This is a genomic window from Bacillus sp. FSL K6-2841, from assembly GCF_037976435.1.
GTDB classification, from domain to species: domain Bacteria; phylum Bacillota; class Bacilli; order Bacillales; family Bacillaceae; genus Bacillus; species Bacillus pumilus.
Genome location: NZ_CP150266.1, coordinates 2,709,741 through 2,727,491 on the forward strand (window position 1 = coordinate 2,709,741; position 17,751 = coordinate 2,727,491).

The following is a 17,751-nucleotide window of genomic DNA, read 5'->3' on the forward strand; positions in this document are numbered from 1 at the left end:
CTCTAATCTTGCGTAATAAACTCACTTACTATTTTACCAAAAAAATGTGGTTGTTCCACATGAACTGTATGCCCAGCCTGCTCAGCCAATATAAATTGACTGCCTTCAAGCTCCTGCTGCATACGTGCGGCGATATTGCAGAACTTTTCATCAAGCGCTCCGCAAATCAACAAAACAGGTAATTTTATATGCTTTAATGCCTTCCAAATAGAGGGCTGCGAACCTGTTCCTATGCCTTCTAAGCTGCGAGCCAGTCCAAGTGGATTGGCTTTCAGCCTTCCCTCTCTTAGTTGAGCCTGCGTGTCAGCTGATAAAGTTCTTTGCGAAGCAAACAGTGGAATACTCTCCCAAAAATCCACAAACTTCACTAAACCTTCATGTCTCATTTTCTGAGCAAGCTGATGATCCTGCTTGAGTCTTGCCATCCGCTCTTTAAACGTGCGAAGCCCTGGAGAGGTACTCTCTAGAATCAATTTGTTGACTCGCTCTGAATAACGAGTGGCAAATGATAAAGCAATACGTCCTCCCATAGAATATCCGAGAATATTCACTTTGTGAAGCTTTAATTGATTTAAAATCTCTGCAAGATCTGCCAGTTGATGCGACATCGCATATCTTCTTATACTTTCTGGTGAGTCCGTGCGGCCATGTCCAAGCAAACTGACTTGAATCAATCTCGTATTCTCCATATAAGCATTCAAGAACGTCCAAGAAGCCGCGCTTCCAGTGAAGCCATGTAGGCATAACGTGGCATTCTCACCTGATGGATTTTGATCCACCACCTCGTACGCCACACCATCACGCATCCGTATTATGAAAGAAGACATTCTTTTTTCACTTCTTTCAATATGTCATCCATCATTTGACGATGCTTGCTTGCACGAGAATGCCGATCTGTTTCAATTTCAATTAAATGAAGTCCAGGCTCTTCTATATGCGCCTTGTATACATCATGGAATTCTTGTTTCGTTGACGGTTTCGCATAGGTTCCCCCATACAGCTTCGAAGCATACTCAAAATTCAGTCCAGTCGGTGTACCAAAGAGTTTTTCATAATACGGTTCCTCAGACGCCTGCGGAAGGAAAGAAAAGATGCCTCCTCCATCATTGTTTAAAAGCACAACCGTTAGTGGAATGTCCATCAACTTCGCTGCAAGGAGACCATTCATATCATGGTAAAATGATAAATCTCCAATCACTAAGGTGACCGGCTGTTTCAAAGCTGCATACGTGCCAAGTGCTGTAGACACAACGCCATCAATACCATTTGCTCCTCGATTCGCCATCATTCGAAAAGGCTTCAATTGCGCTTCAAAAAATGTATCCACATCACGAATCGGCATACTATTTCCGATAAAAAGGACACTCTCCTTCGGCAATAGATGCTGAAGCTGACGGTACACATTCCCCTCAAATGACAGATCCTCATCAGAATAATGGGCAGCATGCGTTCTGAATGATGAATTAGCATCCTGCCAGCGCTTTAGAAAACTTGTATCCTCACGTTGATCCGCTCTATTGACTACTTCATCTACAAAAGCTGCCACATCACTTTCAATGACGTATGAAGCACTCAGCCCAGGATCTCGAAAACCTCCAGCAGCATCAACAACAATCTGATTGACTTCCACATGTTTTTCCAACCACTTGAATAAAGGCTTAGACACAGGCATCGGTCCAAAACGAATGACCATATCCGGCAATAGGTGCTGCTGCAATGCTTCATCTTTCAATAAAGAATCATACGCATCAATAATAAGACCTGCATGCTCATGACCATTTCGTAAATGAGAAAGCGGGTCCGCTAAAATCGGCATATGCAAGGCTTTTGAAAGACGTAACACTGCCTCTTTTTCTTTCTGAGTATGAAGCTCACCACACACAATCAGTCCCTTTTTGGAACGGTTCATGCCCGTCACAATTTCAGATATCGCATCACAATTTGGGAAAGCCTGTCCTGTAGCTAATACTTTTTTCCGGTCTGTTTCTTCTCTCTCGAAAGGATCAATAGACAAATCAGGAAGCAATGGTTCTCTCAGAGGGACATTGATTTGTACAGGTCCTTTCGGCTCTTGCATCGACATATGATTTGCTCTTGCCGCAGCCGTCTGAACATAGCGCAACATCGTCTGACTTTCTTCTGGCAATGCTAAGTCTGTGAACCATTTAACAAACTTACCGAATAAGAATTGCTGATCAATCGCTTGAGGTGCCCCAACTTCCCTCAATTCGTGCGGCCGATCAGCAGTTAAAACAATAAGTGGGACATGGGAATAATGTGCCTCTACAATGGCTGGGTAAAAGTTAGCTGCTGCTGTACCTGATGTACAAATAAGCAGCACTGATTTTTGACTTGCTTTTGCAAGACCAAGCGCATAAAAAGCAGCAGACCGTTCATCCACTAATACATGGACATTGATGTTTTGGTGGGCTAGAGCCAGCATTGCAAGCGGGGTCGAACGAGAACCTGGACAGACAACGGCCTCTTGTACGCCGCCTTGGACAAATTCATCCATCAATCTGCCAATATATGTTGTCATGATTTGATTATTCAATAGGACGACCTCCAAGGGCAGATAGCATTGGTCTTAATTTCACTTGCGTTTCCTCGTACTCCTGCTTTGCAAGGGAATCCTCTACAATGCCGCAGCCAGCGAACAAACGAACATGGTCTTCCTCAATAAGACCTGACCGAATGGCAACAGCAAATTCTCCATTATCCTGAGAGTCAATCCACCCTACCGGCGCTGCGTACCAGCCACGTTTCAACGGTTCGATTTCACGAATGACCTCAACTGCCTTTTCCTTCGGATATCCACCTAATGCTGGCGTCGGATGGAGCTGTTCAATTAATGAGAAGAGAGAACAGCTGCTTTTAATTTCTCCCACAATCGGTGTAAACAAATGCTGAATGTTTTTTGTTTTATAAAGACTAGGTTGATTTGGTTTATGCACGCGAAGGCAATTGGCCTCAAATGCTTGCTCAATCATATTGACGACAATTTGATGTTCAATCAAATTCTTCTCATCATGCAGTAGCTCCTCGCCTAATGCTCGATCTTCCGCTTCATTTTTTCCACGAACAATCGAACCTGCTAAACAAGATGAAAAGACCTCTCCGCCGCTTTTTTTCACTAAGCGTTCCGGCGTAGCTCCGACAAATGCTTGTCTCCCCTGTTCAACCGCAAATACATAACTCGTTGTTTGATGCTTTAATAATTCTGATAACAGTGGAGCGAGTTCAATTTGATTTTTATAGTGAAGCAAGACTTCTCTTGCTAAAACAACCTTTTCATATTCGTTTGCACGAATGTGGTCTGTCGCTTCTTGGATCGCCTTCATCCATTCCGTCACATCTCGTTCTTCCATATGAACAAGTTCGGCTTGTCCATCATGTCTGAGCGGTAATGTTTCGAAATGAGAGGCTTTTTGTTCTAATTCTTGAATGAGCTGATGAACATTCCCGTCCACCTGCTTCCATTCATTAATCGTAAGAAACGTCCCTTCTTTCGAGACAGTGAGCATCATCGATGGCACAAAAAAATGAGCCTCGCCAAAAGCTTCCCAGTGACGCGCCTTCTCTTCAAACGGATCAAATGAGAATCCTCCAAATAAAAGCGGACCAACAGCCGCTTGCCTTAACTCCTTCTCATCATGAAAATGGAACATGTGCTGCTTCAGCTGTTCCCATTCTTGATGGACTGTATCAAATCGTTCCTTGCCTTGTTCAGATGATTTAATAACGGCCGCTCTGCCAAGTCCAGAAAATATCATTTGGCTTTCTGGATCAGACCAAAAAAAACGCTCGCCTAAAAAATCCGCTTCGCCGCTTTGGAAAAAGGCAAGAGGATCCAGATCGTCAACTCTTCTGGAGTAGCTTATCAAAACAGCATGGTTGACGTTATTCGCTTCTTCTAATGTCGCAAGCGCTTCCTGCCAGAAAGTACTTTGCACTGTTGTCACCATGATACATTCCTCCAAAATCCATGAAATAACATAAAAAAATAAAACCAAAATGAAAAAATACGTGAACATTCGAGTATGTCGAATGACCTGCTTTTCTATTATAAACCTTAACAGATGAACTTAGTAAAGAAAACAGCTTTTAAAACCTCGAATCCTTATTATATCACGCTTTCTAGATTTTTTCGCTCCTACTTCTTGAAACGAGAGCATCTATAAGAAAAATGGAAAGTCTTGTTCTAAGATCAAGCTTTCTCTCGATATGGCAACGATTAGCAAACATCTTTTTCAGGTTTCATCGCATCAATATATTGACACCCTTTTGAACTTTGCTAAACTGGAATTTGGACGTGTACGTATTTTTTTATTTAAAGGAGTATATTTTATGCAGCATCAATCGATATCAGATCAGCTTTCACCGATTAAGCCTGATAAGAACTGGCGGATTTGGTGGAATTTACTACGACCGCATACATTAACAGCAGCATTTATTCCCGTTACTTTAGGAACTGTTCTCGCACTTCCAAGTGGTCAAATACATGTTGGGCTATTTTTAGCTATGCTGTTTGCATCTATGTTTATCCAAATCGCAACAAACATGTTTAATGAGTACTTTGATTATGTTCGCGGATTGGACAACGAGAAATCTGTCGGCATCGGCGGCGCCATTGTCAGAAATGGCGTGAAGCCTAAAACCGTTCTCGCCCTTGCTTATGCACTATTTGCGCTTTCTTTACTACTAGGGGTGTACATTTGCATGATGTCTAGCTGGTGGATTGCACTGATAGGGCTCATTTGTATGGCAGCAGGCTATTTCTATACTGGCGGTCCTGTTCCTATTGCATATACACCGTTTGGAGAACTTGTATCAGGTGCGTTTATGGGATTAGGAATCATCCTGATCAGTTTCTATATTCAAACAGGCACACTGACGTCTAAAGCGGTTCTCGTCTCATTACCAATTTCTATTTTAGTTGGTGCCATCTTACTATCGAACAATATCCGCGATTTAGACGGCGATAAAGAAAATGGACGAAAAACACTTGCTATCCTTGCTGGGCGAAAAGCTGCAGTGAACATTTTACTTTCCATGTTTTTGCTCTCTTATGTACTTATTTTTGTTTATATCTTCACAGATATTGTCGGCCTTTGGAGCCTTCTTGTTTTACTCAGTGGCCCAAAAGCATATACAGCTATCAAAGAATTTAAGCAAAAAGAAAAACCAATTGAATTAATGAATGCCATGAAATCTACAGCACAAACCAATACATTTTTCGGTTTCCTGCTAACAATCGCTTTGATTTTACAGTACTATATTGCTTAACAAAGAACGCCTGCCCCAGCCGCAGGCGTTTTTTCATGAGGAATTGCTTCAAATTGGAACTAGTCTTACAGATAAAATTGCTCATACTAACATTATGTTTGATATGAAAGGATGATCGCTTTGTTGTCTAAAGACGAATTACATCATTTGAAGCAGCGACTTCTCGATGAAAAACACAAACTCGAAGCCAAAAGCCATGACGATGAACAAAAAGTATCATTTCCTTATGATTCTGTCGGAGATCTGTCAGCCTATGATAATCATCCAGGTGATCAAGGAACAGAGCTGTTCGAACGCGGGAAAGATATTGCGTTAAATAGTTTAGAACATGAACATCTGTTAGACATCAATGAAGCACTTCAAGCCATCACTGACGGCTCTTATGGACTTTGCAAGGTCTGTAAAGCCCCTATCCCAAAGGAACGTTTAGAAGCCTTGCCTAGTGCCGTCACATGCACAGAGCATTCAAAAGAACAAACCGTTTCACAAAACCGTCCAATTGAAGAGGATTTATTAAGTCCGCCATCAGGGCAATTCGAAAATGAAGAAAGTGCAGCCTACGATGGAGAGGATGCATATCAAGACGTAGAACGCTACGGAAACTCTGATACGCCGTCCGATATGGAATTTCCTCCATTGACATACGATGATGTGTACACTCAATCAGAAGATGAAGATTATGTCGAAGACTATGAAGGATTTGCAGCTGCTGATATTGAGGGCAAGGCAAGTATGGTGTATCCAAATAAAGCCCATGAAGCCTATGAAAAAGCATTGGACGAAGAAGGCGTCATGACCGTATTTGGTGATTTGAAGCCGTACGAAGAGGAACCTTATACAGAAGAAAATCATTAGTCCCCTCATAATGGGGGCTTAATGTTTATATCATGTAATGATTGGGAAATCACTTTAAGAGTGAATTTGATTGGAGGAGATTCTTAATGGCGAGAAAAAGTATCATTTGGGCAGTGGTTGTCTTTTTTATTACATACGCATTATTCTCTATTGCCGGATTCTTGTTCCCGATTGACAGAGAGTGGTATGATGCATTAAATAAACCTGAATGGACACCAAGTGGTGGTGTAATTGGTGCTGTATGGGCTATCTTATTTGCTCTTATCTCGTTGTCCGCAGCGATCATTTATGGAAAGTACGGATTTCAAAAAATCACCTTACCATTTTGGATTCTTTTTCTTTTAAATTATGTATTTAATCAAGCCTTTAGTTTTTTTCAATTTACACAAAAAGATTTATTTGCTGCTACAATCGATTGCCTTCTTGTAGCACTGACAGCACTTGCTCTTGTCATCGTCTCGCGTAAACTAAGCAAAGTCGTTCCGATTTTACTAATTCCTTATGTCTTATGGGGCTTCTTTGCAACTTACTTGTCTTATACGATCTATTCCATGAACATGTAAAAAAGGACCGCTATAATGGCGGTCTTTCTTTTTTTGAAGAAAATAAAAAAAGAGATCTTTGACAAGATCTCTTTTAAATATGACCCGTACGGGATTCGAACCCGTGTTACCGCCGTGAAAGGGCGGTGTCTTAACCGCTTGACCAACGGGCCAGATAAATGGCGGAGAAGGAGGGATTTGAACCCTCGCGCCGCTTGCGCGACCTACACCCTTAGCAGGGGCGCCTCTTCAGCCACTTGAGTACTTCTCCATTTGGCTCCGCAGGTAGGACTCGAACCTACGACCGATCGGTTAACAGCCGATAGCTCTACCACTGAGCTACTGCGGAATATCATGGTGGGCCTGAGTGGACTCGAACCACCGACCTCACGCTTATCAGGCGTGCGCTCTAACCAGCTGAGCTACAGGCCCATGAATGGATATACAAATGGAGCGGGTGATGGGAATCGAACCCACGACATCAGCTTGGAAGGCTGAGGTTTTACCACTAAACTACACCCGCAAAAATATGTATGGGGCGATTGATGGGAATCGAACCCACGAGTGCCAGAGCCACAATCTGGTGCGTTAACCACTTCGCCACAACCGCCATACTATCAATATTTTTTTATAAAAGTGGCTCGGGACGGAATCGAACCGCCGACACACGGATTTTCAGTCCGTTGCTCTACCAACTGAGCTACCGAGCCATGTATTCATTTTAAAAATGGCGGTCCGGACGGGACTCGAACCCGCGACCTCCTGCGTGACAGGCAGGCATTCTAACCAACTGAACTACCGGACCATTTTGGTTGCACTCAATGAGCACTCCCTATTGGTGTATAAAATAATTTGGTTGCGGGGGCAGGATTTGAACCTGCGACCTTCGGGTTATGAGCCCGACGAGCTACCGAACTGCTCCACCCCGCGATGATATAAGGTTTTAAAAAATATGGCGGAGGAAGAGGGATTCGAACCCCCGCGGGCTTTGACACCCCTGTCGGTTTTCAAGACCGATCCCTTCAGCCGGACTTGGGTATTCCTCCGTATAGATGGTGGACCTTGTAGGACTCGAACCTACGACCGGACGGTTATGAGCCGTCTGCTCTAACCAACTGAGCTAAAGGTCCTTTATAGCGGCGGAGGGGATCGAACCCCCGACCTCACGGGTATGAACCGTACGCTCTAGCCAGCTGAGCTACACCGCCATGATCAAAATAATCTTTTAAAAGTGGAGCCTAGCGGGATCGAACCGCTGACCTCCTGCGTGCAAGGCAGGCGCTCTCCCAGCTGAGCTAAGGCCCCATAAAGATGGTCGGGAAGACAGGATTCGAACCTGCGACCCCTTGGTCCCAAACCAAGTGCTCTACCAAGCTGAGCTACTTCCCGATCTTAATGGCGCGCCCGAGAGGAGTCGAACCCCTAACCTTTTGATCCGTAGTCAAACGCTCTATCCAATTGAGCTACGGGCGCTTATTTTATAATGCCGAGGGCCGGACTTGAACCGGCACGGTAGTCACCTACCGCAGGATTTTAAGTCCTGTGTGTCTGCCAATTCCACCACCCCGGCGTGGATGGTATAAGCGGAAGACGGGATTCGAACCCGCGACCCCCACCTTGGCAAGGTGGTGTTCTACCACTGAACTACTTCCGCATTACAGGATTTCTTTATTTTATTTGGCAATGCGGGTGAAGGGACTTGAACCCCCACGTCATAAAGACACTAGATCCTAAGTCTAGCGCGTCTGCCAATTCCGCCACACCCGCATGAAACATGGTGAGCCATGAAGGACTCGAACCTTCGACCCTCTGATTAAAAGTCAGATGCTCTACCAACTGAGCTAATGGCTCGCTTTAAAAGCGACTTGTCTATCTTACCATATGAAAGTGGTGCCGGCAAGAGGACTTGAACCCCCAACCTACTGATTACAAGTCAGTTGCTCTACCAGTTGAGCTACACCGGCTTTATCTATCCTAACATTATGTAAGAATAAATATGGTGGAGGATGACGGGCTCGAACCGCCGACCCTCTGCTTGTAAGGCAGATGCTCTCCCAGCTGAGCTAATCCTCCACTATGTAGGAATCTCTCGATCCGACAAAGATTATTATATAGGATTTTAAATCCATTGTAAATATATTTTTTTAAAAAAACAAGAAAAACTTAGTCCACAACATAAAAAGTATCCGACTAAGTTTTTCTTGTTATAAACTACATATTTCACTATATAATGTAACATCTTCTTAATTTCGATTTTAATTTTTTTAAACTTAATTTAGGTGACATTCTAATTTCATCTTTTCGATGCTTATCGTCTGTTTTCTTTAAGTCCGTTTGTTTGAAATTTCTTGGACTTGAATTCGGATATAGCCCAATGTCTACCATATAAGCATTATATCGTTTTCCAACATTCTTATCACTAACATTTAAATTAACGAGGTGGATTAACCTCAAATCCATTAGTTGTTTTATTAAATTATATTCTTCAGGATTAGTTTCTATTTCATCTTTTTCTACTAAGAAAGTATTTCGTTTCTTGTTTTCAATGATTTCATATTTAATATAATAGAGGGTATCTTCCAAACTCATGAATTCTTCTTCATTTTCAGATTTAATAGAATCGATCTTATTGCTAATCTGTTCAATTGCCATTTTAGTTACATCGGGCTTTTTTATTCTAGCAATATCATTAGAAATAATTTTATTCAATAATCCGGTTAACAAACTTAAAAAATCCCTTGGTATCCCTCCGGAGGCATAACACAGTTGATCAAATCCTTCACCAGCAAACAAATTATTAATGAATTGAGCATCATGTTTTGAATTAATATGATTTAAAATATCTTTCATAAATAGTGCGGTTGATTTAAAATCTCCTAGAGTATAATCTAATTCAATAGCCATTACATCATGATTAATTTCCATACCTACATAAGTATCTTTATCTTCTTCATATAATTTGGTTCTAAATTTGATTGATGCAACTTTTAAAAATAATGCAGTGTCCTTTGTAAGTCTATGCAAATAATCTATAAATTTACTTTGTATTGCCCGTGGAATAAAATAAAAATCATCCAACACTAAAAATATATGATCTATTTCGTAGAAGTTTGAATAGCTATTTAATATTTCTTTATAATTTGTGATTTTATCCTTCAAATTTAAGAGTTTATCTTTCTCGTATGTTCTAGTTGATTCTTTTTTTTCGCGATTTATGCTTTCCCTTTCCCCCGCTAAATTAAGTTGACTAATACCTTTTAATTCTCCTTTAGCTTTTGTATTTGTTTGATGGTTGTTTTGGCTCATCTCGGTTAGTGTATACTTCTCTGGTTGCTCCAGTAATTCTTTTAATTCCTCGATTGTTTGTTCCACTTTTTTCTTTAATTCTTTTCTACGCTTTTTAAATAATTTATTTTTCTTTAATTTATACCATTTAGTCTTTTTAGATGGGAATTCAAATTTCTCAAATACATTTATTAAAATGTGAGTTAAAATATTAGGAAAGGCAATATCTTTAAAGTCTTCCATATTTAATTTAATTATGACACCATTATTCATTGAGCCATCTTTTAACTCATTTAACAAACTTGATTTACCAGCACCTCTTCTCCCAAAAATAACATGATTTTGCTTTGTTAAAAGTCTATTTTTTTGATTTCTAAGATCAACATAGCTCAAATCTGTTTTTGTGGAATTTCTTATATTTTCTTCTATAAAATTAACAACATTCTGTAATTTTAAAATTTCATCTTGATTCATCATAGTAATCTCCATTTTTTATTAATTATAACTCTAAAGGGAATTTAAAGCAAAATTTATTAGGTATATTCACATTCTAAACTCTTAAAGGTTAATCACACTCCAATAAACTTTATAGATTTTTTATCCATAGGCTTAAATTGTTCGTTATCACCTTTTTCAACTTTACTTTTCTCAACCTGAAGCTAAATTTGTATTACTAGACCAACTTGTCGAAGAGAATCACTTACTTTATAATTTGATCAGCACATTGAATTTTCATTTATAGATTATAAAATAACACTGTATTATAGTGAGAATAAAGGATCGCCTATCTCTTGTTCCACTTGTTTTATTTAAAATGATGTTTAACAGATACTTGTACGGTATCCTTAGAAAATTTCCTCAAGAAACACAAAAAGGATCAGTTCCTAATGGAACTGATCCTTAGACAAGCTTGGCGGCGTCCTACTCTCACAGGGGGAGACCCCCAACTACCATCGGCGCTGAAGAGCTTAACTTCCGTGTTCGGTATGGGAACGGGTGTGACCTCTTCGCTATCGCCACCAAACCTGATGGAGAGAATGTTCTCTCAAAACTAGATAACAATGTTCAAACTTCACATTAGAATATAGGTTAAGTCCTCGATCTATTAGTATCTGTCAGCTCCACGTGTCACCACGCTTCCACCTCAGACCTATCAACCTGATCATCTTTCAGGGATCTTACTTCCTTGCGGAATGGGAAATCTCATCTTGAGGGGGGCTTCATGCTTAGATGCTTTCAGCACTTATCCCGTCCGCACATAGCTACCCAGCGATGCCCTTGGCAGAACAACTGGTACACCAGCGGTGCGTCCATCCCGGTCCTCTCGTACTAAGGACAGCTCCTCTCAAATTTCCTGCGCCCGCGACGGATAGGGACCGAACTGTCTCACGACGTTCTGAACCCAGCTCGCGTACCGCTTTAATGGGCGAACAGCCCAACCCTTGGGACCGACTACAGCCCCAGGATGCGATGAGCCGACATCGAGGTGCCAAACCTCCCCGTCGATGTGGACTCTTGGGGGAGATAAGCCTGTTATCCCCGGGGTAGCTTTTATCCGTTGAGCGATGGCCCTTCCATGCGGAACCACCGGATCACTAAGCCCGACTTTCGTCCCTGCTCGACTTGTAGGTCTCGCAGTCAAGCTCCCTTGTGCCTTTACACTCTGCGAATGATTTCCAACCATTCTGAGGGAACCTTTGGGCGCCTCCGTTACATTTTAGGAGGCGACCGCCCCAGTCAAACTGCCCACCTGACACTGTCTCCCTGCCCGATAAGGGCAGCGGGTTAGAAGGTCAATACAGCCAGGGTAGTATCCCACCGATGCCTCCACCGAAGCTAGCGCTCCGGTTTCCAAGGCTCCTACCTATCCTGTACAAGCTGTACCAACATTCAATATCAGGCTGCAGTAAAGCTCCACGGGGTCTTTCCGTCCTGTCGCGGGTAACCTGCATCTTCACAGGTACTATAATTTCACCGAGTCTCTCGTTGAGACAGTGCCCAGATCGTTGCGCCTTTCGTGCGGGTCGGAACTTACCCGACAAGGAATTTCGCTACCTTAGGACCGTTATAGTTACGGCCGCCGTTTACTGGGGCTTCAATTCGCACCTTCGCTTACGCTAAGCGCTCCTCTTAACCTTCCAGCACCGGGCAGGCGTCAGCCCCTATACTTCGCCTTACGGCTTCGCAGAGACCTGTGTTTTTGCTAAACAGTCGCCTGGGCCTATTCACTGCGGCTTCTCGGGGCTTTAACACCCTAAGAAGCACCCCTTCTCCCGAAGTTACGGGGTCATTTTGCCGAGTTCCTTAACGAGAGTTCTCTCGATCACCTTAGGATTCTCTCCTCGCCTACCTGTGTCGGTTTGCGGTACGGGCACCTCTCACCTCGCTAGAGGCTTTTCTTGGCAGTGTGGAATCAGGAACTTCGCTACTAAATTTCGCTCGCCATCACAGCTCAGCCTTCACGGGAAACGGATTTGCCTATTTCCCAGCCTAACTGCTTGGACGCGGATATCCAATACCGCGCTTACCCTATCCTCCTGCGTCCCCCCATTGCTCAAATGGTGAGGAGGTGGTACAGGAATATCAACCTGTTGTCCATCGCCTACGCCTTTCGGCCTCGGCTTAGGTCCCGACTAACCCTGAGCGGACGAGCCTTCCTCAGGAAACCTTAGGCATTCGGTGGACGGGATTCTCACCCGTCTTTCGCTACTCATACCGGCATTCTCACTTCTAAGCGCTCCACCAGTCCTTCCGGTCTGACTTCACAGCACTTAGAACGCTCTCCTACCACTGTTCGTAAGAACAGTCCGCAGCTTCGGTGATACGTTTAGCCCCGGTACATTTTCGGCGCAGAGTCACTCGACCAGTGAGCTATTACGCACTCTTTAAATGGTGGCTGCTTCTAAGCCAACATCCTGGTTGTCTAAGCAACTCCACATCCTTTTCCACTTAACGTATACTTTGGGACCTTAGCTGGCGGTCTGGGCTGTTTCCCTTTCGACTACGGATCTTATCACTCGCAGTCTGACTCCCAAGGATAAGTCATCGGCATTCGGAGTTTGACTGAATTCGGTAACCCGGTAGGGGCCCCTAGTCCAATCAGTGCTCTACCTCCGAGACTCTTACCTTGAGGCTAGCCCTAAAGCTATTTCGGAGAGAACCAGCTATCTCCAGGTTCGATTGGCATTTCACCCCTACCCACACCTCATCCCCGCACTTTTCAACGTGCGTGGGTTCGGGCCTCCATTCAGTGTTACCTGAACTTCACCCTGGACATGGGTAGATCACCTGGTTTCGGGTCTACGACCACGTACTCATGCGCCCTATTCAGACTCGCTTTCGCTGCGGCTCCGCATCTTCTGCTTAACCTTGCACGGGATCGTAACTCGCCGGTTCATTCTACAAAAGGCACGCCATCACCCTTTAACGGGCTCTGACTACTTGTAGGCACACGGTTTCAGGATCTATTTCACTCCCCTTCCGGGGTGCTTTTCACCTTTCCCTCACGGTACTGGTTCACTATCGGTCACTAGGGAGTATTTAGCCTTGGGAGATGGTCCTCCCGGATTCCGACGGAATTTCACGTGTTCCGCCGTACTCAGGATCCACTCTGGAGAGAACAACATTTCAGTTACAGGGCTGTTACCTTCTTTGGCGGGCCTTTCCAGACCTCTTCGCTTATATCGTTCCTTTGTAACTCCGTATAGAGTGTCCTACAACCCCAAGAGGCAAGCCTCTTGGTTTGGGCTGTTCCCGTTTCGCTCGCCGCTACTCAGGGAATCGCATTTGCTTTCTCTTCCTCCGGGTACTTAGATGTTTCAGTTCCCCGGGTATGCCTTCTCATACTCTATGTATTCAAGTATGGATACTACTCCATTACGAGCAGTGGGTTTCCCCATTCGGAAATCTCCGGATCAAAGCTTGCTTACAGCTCCCCGAAGCATATCGGTGTTCGTCCCGTCCTTCATCGGCTCCTAGTGCCAAGGCATCCACCGTGCGCCCTTTCTAACTTAACCATTTCTTACTTTAGAAAGAATCACTATGTGTGATGAACTTTGCATTGCATTCAATGTGAATGTATTACTTATTGTTATCTAGTTTTCAAAGAACAATCCTGTCTCGCTAGAGACATGTCTTGAAGGAATGATCCTTCAAAACTAAACAAGACGAAAACGCACGCTGCTCCATATATCCTTAGAAAGGAGGTGATCCAGCCGCACCTTCCGATACGGCTACCTTGTTACGACTTCACCCCAATCATCTGCCCCACCTTCGGCGGCTGGCTCCATAAAGGTTACCTCACCGACTTCGGGTGTTGCAAACTCTCGTGGTGTGACGGGCGGTGTGTACAAGGCCCGGGAACGTATTCACCGCGGCATGCTGATCCGCGATTACTAGCGATTCCAGCTTCACGCAGTCGAGTTGCAGACTGCGATCCGAACTGAGAACAGATTTATGGGATTGGCTAAACCTTGCGGTCTCGCAGCCCTTTGTTCTGTCCATTGTAGCACGTGTGTAGCCCAGGTCATAAGGGGCATGATGATTTGACGTCATCCCCACCTTCCTCCGGTTTGTCACCGGCAGTCACCTTAGAGTGCCCAACTAAATGCTGGCAACTAAGATCAAGGGTTGCGCTCGTTGCGGGACTTAACCCAACATCTCACGACACGAGCTGACGACAACCATGCACCACCTGTCACTCTGTCCCCGAAGGGAAAGCCCTATCTCTAGGGTTGTCAGAGGATGTCAAGACCTGGTAAGGTTCTTCGCGTTGCTTCGAATTAAACCACATGCTCCACCGCTTGTGCGGGCCCCCGTCAATTCCTTTGAGTTTCAGTCTTGCGACCGTACTCCCCAGGCGGAGTGCTTAATGCGTTAGCTGCAGCACTAAGGGGCGGAAACCCCCTAACACTTAGCACTCATCGTTTACGGCGTGGACTACCAGGGTATCTAATCCTGTTCGCTCCCCACGCTTTCGCTCCTCAGCGTCAGTTACAGACCAGAGAGTCGCCTTCGCCACTGGTGTTCCTCCACATCTCTACGCATTTCACCGCTACACGTGGAATTCCACTCTCCTCTTCTGCACTCAAGTTTCCCAGTTTCCAATGACCCTCCCCGGTTGAGCCGGGGGCTTTCACATCAGACTTAAGAAACCGCCTGCGAGCCCTTTACGCCCAATAATTCCGGACAACGCTTGCCACCTACGTATTACCGCGGCTGCTGGCACGTAGTTAGCCGTGGCTTTCTGGTTAGGTACCGTCAAGGTGCGAGCAGTTACTCTCGCACTTGTTCTTCCCTAACAACAGAGCTTTACGATCCGAAAACCTTCATCACTCACGCGGCGTTGCTCCGTCAGACTTTCGTCCATTGCGGAAGATTCCCTACTGCTGCCTCCCGTAGGAGTCTGGGCCGTGTCTCAGTCCCAGTGTGGCCGATCACCCTCTCAGGTCGGCTACGCATCGTCGCCTTGGTGAGCCATTACCCCACCAACTAGCTAATGCGCCGCGGGTCCATCTGTAAGTGACAGCCGAAACCGTCTTTCATCCTTGAACCATGCGGTTCAAGGAACTATCCGGTATTAGCTCCGGTTTCCCGGAGTTATCCCAGTCTTACAGGCAGGTTACCCACGTGTTACTCACCCGTCCGCCGCTAACATCCGGGAGCAAGCTCCCTTCTGTTCGCTCGACTTGCATGTATTAGGCACGCCGCCAGCGTTCGTCCTGAGCCAGGATCAAACTCTCCGAGGTATGCAGGATGCATATCACACATGCGTTGCTACACGATGTAGCGAACTTAGCATGTGATCATTTCCTGCCTCGTCAGCGTTTGACTGACTACCTATGATATTACATAGGATTTTTTTATAAAAACTCGAATTAACAGGTACGTTTTGTTTTGTCTTGTTTAGTTTTCAAAGATCATCTTCGTCGTCTCTAAGAGGCGACTTTATTAATATAACATTCTATCAAGTTGAAGTCAACAACTTTTTTCTTTATGTTATTTAATAACCGCGCTGTTTTAGCGGCGAATACAAATATAACACCTTTTGAGAGAGGAAACAAGTATTTTTTCTAAATAATTTATTTTTCCTTATCTCTTCCTATATAATCATACAAAAATTGATTGTCACAGGAATTCTCTATTGTTGATCCTGAAGGTCTTTAGTATATTTATAATAGAAGAAAACTAAATAACCGCAGGGGGAGCTTTGTGCTGAGAGTGAACACTCGTTGTTCTGACCCTTTGAACCTGTCAGTTAATACTGAAGTAGGAATGTGGATTCTATTGAATACATGTGGTGTATTCAACTCGATATGTTTTTCTATGAATAACATACTCATCCTTACACGGTCTCTCCTTGCTCAATTCATGAAAAGGGAGATTTTTTTATGCAGCAATCAAATCAATTGGTACGACTGATGGAAATCGCAATTATGACTTCACTTGCACTAGTATTAGATTACTTATCAAGTCTCTTTTTAAGAATGCCGAACGGCGGATCTCTTGCGCTGATTATGATACCCGTCATTCTTATGTCTATTAGATGGGGAATATCAACCGGGTTTATCATTGGTGTGCTTATTGCAGGCCTTCAGCTGATGAATGGCCCTATTATCGCTACACCAGTTCAAGGATTTCTCGATTATTTCGTCGCATCTGTTGTCATTTCCCTAAGCGGCCTCTTTGCTGGATTGATTAAAAAAGCCATTCAGGATCAAAAGCGAAAGCAGCAATTCTTCTATATTACCTTATCCGTATTTGTTGCAAGTTTCTTCAGACTGTTGACGTTCTTTATTTCTGGTGTTGTTTTCTTTTCTCAGTATGCACCAAAAGGAACACCGGGTTGGGTTTATTCTTTAATTTATAACAGCACATATATGGTTCCTTCATTTATTATTTGCAGTATTGTTCTTTGCATACTCATACCAAGTGCATCTCGTTTGGTTTTCCCTCACAAAAAATAACTGGCTGATTTCAGCTGGTTATTTTTTTATGCATAATTTGCCGCTCTATGGAATCTATTAATAGTAGAAGATTTCATGTTGGAGGTACGCCAATGAACCCTTACTCCATTATGCTGTGCTGTTATATTCTCAGTCTTGCTTATTTTTTAGCAGGTTTCTATGAAGCTTTAAAAATAGCAGGAATAAAAGGAAAAGTAGAAGCTTCTCCTCTTATCTCTTATATGCTGCTAGCTGTGCTTTTCACTTTTTTCTCTCATTATTATTGGAAGCTGACGATTTAATTCGGTGTACATGGTCATTTAATACCGGCAGCTCCCACCCATACCCTATTTCATTATGCTTCTCGCCAGCCAGCTCGAACTGGCTGGTAACGACAAAATGAGGTTGAAGCTTTTGATAAAAATGCTTTGCCGAATTTTGTTCAAACACCCACAGCATTATATTCTGATATCCTTTCTCTATTAAATAACGCACTCCTTCTGAAATTAAAGCAATACCTGCTCCTGATTTCTGTTTCTCTTGCAATAGATAGATCGCATAAAGTTCTCCATCATATGTTGGATAGCGCTCATCACGTTGTTTTCCAAAAGAAGCAAAACCAAATACCCCCTCGTCATCTTCTGCGACAAACGTCCCTTCAAGTGACCTTCTTCTCCAGCTCTCTTCCTTATCTTCTATCTGTAAACCATCCAAATAATCCTGATTAATAATGCCTTGATAAGTCGTCTGCCAGCTCTTCACATGTATTTCGGCGATTTTAGGAATATCTTGTTGTACAGCATGTCTCACCTTCATCCGCGCCACTCCTTCTCACTGTT

At 43.7% G+C, this 17,751-nt stretch carries 9 protein-coding genes, 21 tRNA genes, 3 rRNA genes and 1 riboswitch; of the genes, 4 read left to right on the top strand and 29 right to left on the bottom strand.

From position 1 onward, the window contains the following. Positions 1-2 precede the first annotated feature (2 nt). From menH to MHH68_RS13805, 3 genes are read right to left on the bottom strand one after another with little or no spacing between them, the layout of a single operon-like run. Positions 3-827 carry a 2-succinyl-6-hydroxy-2,4-cyclohexadiene-1-carboxylate synthase gene (menH, locus tag MHH68_RS13795; protein ID WP_339163608.1) on the bottom strand — a complete coding sequence of 275 codons (825 nt, stop codon included), beginning with the start codon at positions 825-827 and terminating at the stop codon, positions 3-5. Continuing rightward, positions 812-2,554, bottom strand: coding sequence for a 2-succinyl-5-enolpyruvyl-6-hydroxy-3-cyclohexene-1-carboxylic-acid synthase (gene menD, locus MHH68_RS13800; protein WP_339163610.1), 1,743 nt, complete (start codon positions 2,552-2,554; stop codon positions 812-814). Before menD ends, menH begins: the two co-directional genes overlap by 16 nt. Further along, the gene (locus MHH68_RS13805) at positions 2,547-3,965 is read right to left on the bottom strand and encodes an isochorismate synthase MenF (protein ID WP_339163613.1); all 1,419 of its coding nucleotides are present in this window, start codon (positions 3,963-3,965) and stop codon (positions 2,547-2,549) included. The genes menD and MHH68_RS13805 overlap by 8 nt, the downstream gene beginning before the upstream one ends. A 382-nt stretch (positions 3,966-4,347) precedes the next feature. Between MHH68_RS13805 and MHH68_RS13810 the strand changes: the two genes are divergently transcribed. The 3 genes from MHH68_RS13810 to MHH68_RS13820 all read left to right on the top strand — a co-directional run bounded on the left by MHH68_RS13810 (position 4,348) and on the right by MHH68_RS13820 (position 6,704). Continuing rightward, positions 4,348-5,286 carry a 1,4-dihydroxy-2-naphthoate polyprenyltransferase gene (locus MHH68_RS13810; protein WP_339163615.1) on the top strand — a complete coding sequence of 313 codons (939 nt, stop codon included), beginning with the start codon at positions 4,348-4,350 and terminating at the stop codon, positions 5,284-5,286. 120 nt (positions 5,287-5,406) lie between these two features. Further along, a complete protein-coding gene (locus MHH68_RS13815) occupies positions 5,407-6,141 on the top strand; it encodes a TraR/DksA C4-type zinc finger protein (protein WP_339163617.1) in 735 nt (244 codons plus the stop codon). Positions 6,142-6,227: 86 nt separating this feature from the next. Beyond that, positions 6,228-6,704, top strand: a complete 477-nt coding sequence (locus tag MHH68_RS13820) for a tryptophan-rich sensory protein (protein WP_058014973.1) — start codon at positions 6,228-6,230, stop codon at positions 6,702-6,704. Between the two features lie 80 nt (positions 6,705-6,784). Here MHH68_RS13820 and MHH68_RS13825 read toward each other — a convergent pair. The 25 genes from MHH68_RS13825 to MHH68_RS13945 form a co-directional block, all read right to left on the bottom strand. Beyond that, positions 6,785-6,856, bottom strand: a tRNA-Glu gene (locus MHH68_RS13825). A 7-nt stretch (positions 6,857-6,863) separates the two neighbouring features. Further along, positions 6,864-6,954 (bottom strand) — tRNA-Ser (locus MHH68_RS13830). A 3-nt stretch (positions 6,955-6,957) separates the two neighbouring features. Continuing rightward, positions 6,958-7,032 (bottom strand) — tRNA-Asn (locus MHH68_RS13835). A 6-nt stretch (positions 7,033-7,038) separates the two neighbouring features. Continuing rightward, a tRNA-Ile gene (locus MHH68_RS13840) sits at positions 7,039-7,115 on the bottom strand. 17 nt (positions 7,116-7,132) lie between these two features. After that, a tRNA-Gly gene (locus MHH68_RS13845) sits at positions 7,133-7,206 on the bottom strand. A gap of 11 nt (positions 7,207-7,217) precedes the next feature. After that, positions 7,218-7,293 (bottom strand) — tRNA-His (locus MHH68_RS13850). 27 nt (positions 7,294-7,320) lie between these two features. Then, positions 7,321-7,393 (bottom strand) — tRNA-Phe (locus MHH68_RS13855). An 18-nt stretch (positions 7,394-7,411) separates the two neighbouring features. Next, positions 7,412-7,488, bottom strand: a tRNA-Asp gene (locus MHH68_RS13860). A gap of 48 nt (positions 7,489-7,536) precedes the next feature. Further along, positions 7,537-7,613: transfer RNA gene (locus tag MHH68_RS13865), tRNA-Met, on the bottom strand. A 23-nt stretch (positions 7,614-7,636) separates the two neighbouring features. Then, positions 7,637-7,729: transfer RNA gene (locus MHH68_RS13870), tRNA-Ser, on the bottom strand. Positions 7,730-7,736: 7 nt separating this feature from the next. Next, positions 7,737-7,813 (bottom strand) — tRNA-Ile (locus MHH68_RS13875). Positions 7,814-7,817: 4 nt separating this feature from the next. Next, a tRNA-Met gene (locus tag MHH68_RS13880) sits at positions 7,818-7,891 on the bottom strand. 24 nt (positions 7,892-7,915) lie between these two features. Then, a tRNA-Ala gene (locus MHH68_RS13885) sits at positions 7,916-7,988 on the bottom strand. 7 nt (positions 7,989-7,995) lie between these two features. Then, a tRNA-Pro gene (locus MHH68_RS13890) sits at positions 7,996-8,072 on the bottom strand. Positions 8,073-8,079: 7 nt separating this feature from the next. Continuing rightward, positions 8,080-8,156 (bottom strand) — tRNA-Arg (locus MHH68_RS13895). 11 nt (positions 8,157-8,167) lie between these two features. Continuing rightward, positions 8,168-8,253 (bottom strand) — tRNA-Leu (locus tag MHH68_RS13900). Positions 8,254-8,265: 12 nt separating this feature from the next. Then, positions 8,266-8,337, bottom strand: a tRNA-Gly gene (locus tag MHH68_RS13905). 30 nt (positions 8,338-8,367) lie between these two features. Beyond that, positions 8,368-8,450: transfer RNA gene (locus MHH68_RS13910), tRNA-Leu, on the bottom strand. A gap of 8 nt (positions 8,451-8,458) precedes the next feature. After that, positions 8,459-8,534 (bottom strand) — tRNA-Lys (locus MHH68_RS13915). Between the two features lie 37 nt (positions 8,535-8,571). After that, positions 8,572-8,647, bottom strand: a tRNA-Thr gene (locus MHH68_RS13920). Positions 8,648-8,680: 33 nt separating this feature from the next. After that, positions 8,681-8,756, bottom strand: a tRNA-Val gene (locus MHH68_RS13925). 150 nt (positions 8,757-8,906) lie between these two features. Further along, positions 8,907-10,442 carry a hypothetical protein gene (locus MHH68_RS13930; protein WP_169057727.1) on the bottom strand — a complete coding sequence of 512 codons (1,536 nt, stop codon included), beginning with the start codon at positions 10,440-10,442 and terminating at the stop codon, positions 8,907-8,909. A 434-nt stretch (positions 10,443-10,876) separates the two neighbouring features. Continuing rightward, positions 10,877-10,992, bottom strand: a 5S ribosomal RNA gene (gene rrf, locus MHH68_RS13935). A 61-nt stretch (positions 10,993-11,053) separates the two neighbouring features. Continuing rightward, positions 11,054-13,984, bottom strand: a 23S ribosomal RNA gene (locus MHH68_RS13940). Positions 13,985-14,166: 182 nt separating this feature from the next. Beyond that, a 16S ribosomal RNA gene (locus MHH68_RS13945) occupies positions 14,167-15,715 on the bottom strand. Together the 16S, 23S and 5S rRNA genes form the textbook arrangement of a ribosomal RNA operon. A 442-nt stretch (positions 15,716-16,157) precedes the next feature. Next, a riboswitch (TPP riboswitch) is annotated at positions 16,158-16,259 on the top strand. Between the two features lie 98 nt (positions 16,260-16,357). Between MHH68_RS13945 and thiT the strand changes: the two genes are divergently transcribed. Beyond that, positions 16,358-16,933: an energy-coupled thiamine transporter ThiT gene (thiT, locus tag MHH68_RS13950; protein WP_058013867.1), complete on the top strand. Its 576-nt coding sequence runs from the start codon at positions 16,358-16,360 to the stop codon at positions 16,931-16,933. Between the two features lie 240 nt (positions 16,934-17,173). On the opposite strand, the gene MHH68_RS13955 is transcribed toward thiT, so the two are convergent. Beyond that, a complete protein-coding gene (locus MHH68_RS13955; RefSeq protein WP_061409263.1) occupies positions 17,174-17,728 on the bottom strand; it encodes a GNAT family N-acetyltransferase in 555 nt (184 codons plus the stop codon). Positions 17,729-17,751 lie beyond the last annotated feature (23 nt).

Bases quoted from the DNA above. Each gene is read 5' to 3' on its own strand.
- thiT (WP_058013867.1), top strand. From the start codon at position 16,358: ATGCAGCAATCAAATCAATTGGTACGACTGATGGAAATCGCAATTATG.
- MHH68_RS13810 (WP_339163615.1), top strand. From the start codon at position 4,348: ATGCAGCATCAATCGATATCAGATCAGCTTTCACCGATTAAGCCTGAT.
- menH (WP_339163608.1), bottom strand. From the start codon at position 827: ATGTCTTCTTTCATAATACGGATGCGTGATGGTGTGGCGTACGAGGTG.
- MHH68_RS13805 (WP_339163613.1), bottom strand. From the start codon at position 3,965: ATGGTGACAACAGTGCAAAGTACTTTCTGGCAGGAAGCGCTTGCGACA.
- MHH68_RS13930 (WP_169057727.1), bottom strand. From the start codon at position 10,442: ATGAATCAAGATGAAATTTTAAAATTACAGAATGTTGTTAATTTTATA.
- MHH68_RS13955 (WP_061409263.1), bottom strand. From the start codon at position 17,728: ATGAAGGTGAGACATGCTGTACAACAAGATATTCCTAAAATCGCCGAA.
- MHH68_RS13820 (WP_058014973.1), top strand. From the start codon at position 6,228: ATGGCGAGAAAAAGTATCATTTGGGCAGTGGTTGTCTTTTTTATTACA.